This window comes from Gemmatimonas sp. (assembly GCF_044376735.1).
GTDB lineage: Bacteria > Gemmatimonadota > Gemmatimonadetes > Gemmatimonadales > Gemmatimonadaceae > Gemmatimonas.
On record NZ_JBILKJ010000264.1, the window covers coordinates 1 to 2,825 of the forward strand.

Genomic DNA, 2,825 nt, shown 5'->3' on the forward strand with positions numbered 1-2,825 from the left:
AGATCCCTCATGCGTGCTTCCAGTGCGCGCGCGGCGGTGTACAGCTCGGCGATGTCCGGGCCCTGCAGCGAGACCTGATACGCGCTGTTGCCGCGGCGCCCTCCGATGTTGATCGGGGGCGGATTGCGGAAGAACACCTGCACACCCGGCACTTTCGACGTGGCGCGCGACAGTTCGCGCATGATCTGGTCGACGTGCGGACGGTTCGGATCTTCGCTGAGCGTGAGCTGCAAGCGACCGCTGTTGGAGCCACCACCACCCGGGCCGCCACCGATCGAGGCCAGCGTGTACTTCACGTTCGGGCTCTTCTCGATGATGCTGGCCACTTCGCGGATCTTGAGCGACAGCGCCTCGAAACCGATGCCCTCCGGTCCTTCGATCGAACCCGAGAGGCGTCCCGTGTCTTCCGAGGGGAGGAAGCCTTTCGGGATGTACATGAACAGGCCGACGGTCGCGATCAGCGTGAACGCGCTGAAGAGCATCGTGAGGCCGCGATGATTCATCACCCAGCCCAGCGATCGCACGTACGCCCCTTCCGTGGCTTGGTACATGCGCTCGACCGAGCGCCACTTGCCGTCGGTCGGCGCATGCCCTTCCCCTTCACGCAGAAAGCGTGCGGCCAGCATCGGGGTGAGCGTCAGCGACACGAAGCCGGATACGAGGATCGCCACGCCGATCGTGACGGCGAACTCGCGGAACAGGCGCCCCACGAGCCCCGGCATGAACAGCAGCGGAATGAAGACGGCCACCAGCGACAGCGTCATCGAGAGAATCGTGAAGCTGATCTCCTTCGAGCCGTCGAGCGCCGCCTGCATGGGCTTCTTTCCCATCTCCAGGTGGCGCACGATGTTCTCGAGCATCACGATGGCGTCATCCACCACGAAACCGACGGCGAGCGTGAGGGCCATCAGCGACAGGTTGTCGAGGCTGTAGCCCAACATCCACATCACCGTGCAGGTGCCGATCAGCGAGAACGGCAGCGCCAGCGAGGGGATGATGGTGGCGCGCAGGTTCCGGAGGAACAGGAAGATCACCATCACGACCAGGCCGATCGTGAGCACGAGCGTGAACTTCACGTCGTCGACGCTCTCCTCGATCGCGATCGAGCGATCGTAGATCGGCACGATGCTGACGCTGGGAGGCAGCTGCGGCTCGAGCTGTTTGAGCACCGCATTGACGCCCTTGGCGACATCCACCGTGTTGACGCCCGGCTGACGGATGATGGCAAGCGCGGTGTTGGCGCGTCCGTTGATCTCACTCATGCCGCGCATGTTCTGCAGGCCGTCGATCACGTTGCCGAGCTCACCGAGACGAATCGGCGCGCCGTTGCGCATGGCGACGACGAGATTGCGGAATTCGGTGGCGTTGCGGAGCTGGCCGGAGGCCTGCAGCGTGAACGACTGGTTGGGACCCATCAGCACGCCGGCCGGGGAATTGGAATTCCCCTGGTTGATGGCGGCCTGTACTTCGTCGATACCGATGCCGCGGGCGGCCATGGCGCCGGGATCGAGCTGCACGCGCACCGCGTACTTGGACGAGCCGTACACCTGCACCTGCGCCACGCCGGTCACGGTGGACACGCGCTGGGCGAGGAACGTTTCGGCGTACTCGCTCAACTCCTGCCGACTGAGGACGTCGGAGTTGATCGAGAACATCATGATCGGCGAGTCGGCCGCGTTCGCCTTGTTGTACGACGGCGGATTGATGTTCTGCGGCAGCTGGCGGAGCGTCTTGGAGATGGCCGACTGCACGTCGGCCGCCGCCTTGTCGATATCGCGATCGAGCGCGAACAGCAGCGTGACGTTGGTGCTGCCCTGCGAGCTGGACGACGTGATGCTCTCGATGCCCGACACCGTCGAGAAGGCCTGCTCGAGCGGAGTGGCCACCGACGTCGCCATGACTTCGGGGCTCGCCCCGGGGAGGCCGGCGGAGACGGTGATCGTGGGGTAGTCGATCGTGGGCAGATCGCTGACGGGCAACGCCCGGTAGGCCACGACGCCGAACGTCAGGATCGCCAGCATGACCAGAGTGGTCATGACCGGCCGCTTGATCCAGATCGCGCTCAGATTCATTGGGCAGCTCCCCGCTTGCCGTTCGCGCCGCGACTCGCGCCGCTCGGTCCGCCCTTCGAGAGGGAACCACGCAACTCGACCTTGGCGCCGTCCTGCAGGCGATTCTGTCCTTCGACGATGACCTGCTCGCCCCCGACCAGGCCGCTATCGAGCTTCACGAGCGTACCGGCGGGACGACCGACCTTCACCACCATCCGCTTGGCTTTGCCATTCTCCACGACATACACGAACGCGCCGTTGGTGGTCGTGACGACCGCCTCGGACGGCACGGTGATGGCGTCCTGATCGACCGTGAGTTGGAGCCCCACCGACACGAACTGTCCGGGCCACAGGGCGCGATCGGCGTTGGGAACCCGCGCTTTCAGCAGCACCGTGCCGGTGGCGCGATCGACCGCGTTGTCGATGAAGGTGAGCGTGCCGGTGATCTTCTTGCTACTGTCGCCCACGTTGGGGACGATGGTCACCGAGAGCGCCTTGTCGAGGCCGGAGCGGCGGCGCATCTCCTCGAACGCCTGCTCCGGCACGCTGAAGCGCACCAGCACGGGCTGGAGTTCGTTGATCGTGAGCAGCGGCGGGTCGGCCTGCGCCCGCACAAGACTGCCCACTCGGAGCGTGATCTGTCCGGTGCGCCCGGAGATCGGGGCACTGATCGTCGTGTTCTCGAGGTCGAGCCGCGCCCGTTCCAGTGAGGCCTGTCCGGCCGCCACCGTGGCCGCGAGGGCCCCGGCTTCAGCGAACGTCTGATCGAGCTGC

General features: G+C 65.6%; 2 protein-coding genes. Both read right to left on the reverse strand.

Annotated features, from left to right (window positions below; translation table 11 throughout):
• The coding region (locus ACIRA7_RS16425; RefSeq protein WP_396221908.1) for an efflux RND transporter permease subunit at positions 1-2,072 on the reverse strand (2,072 nt) is incomplete at its 3' end.
• On the reverse strand, positions 2,069-2,825 hold a 757-nt coding region (locus ACIRA7_RS16430; RefSeq protein ID WP_396221909.1), incomplete at its 5' end, for an efflux RND transporter periplasmic adaptor subunit. The genes ACIRA7_RS16430 and ACIRA7_RS16425, both read right to left, overlap by 4 nt.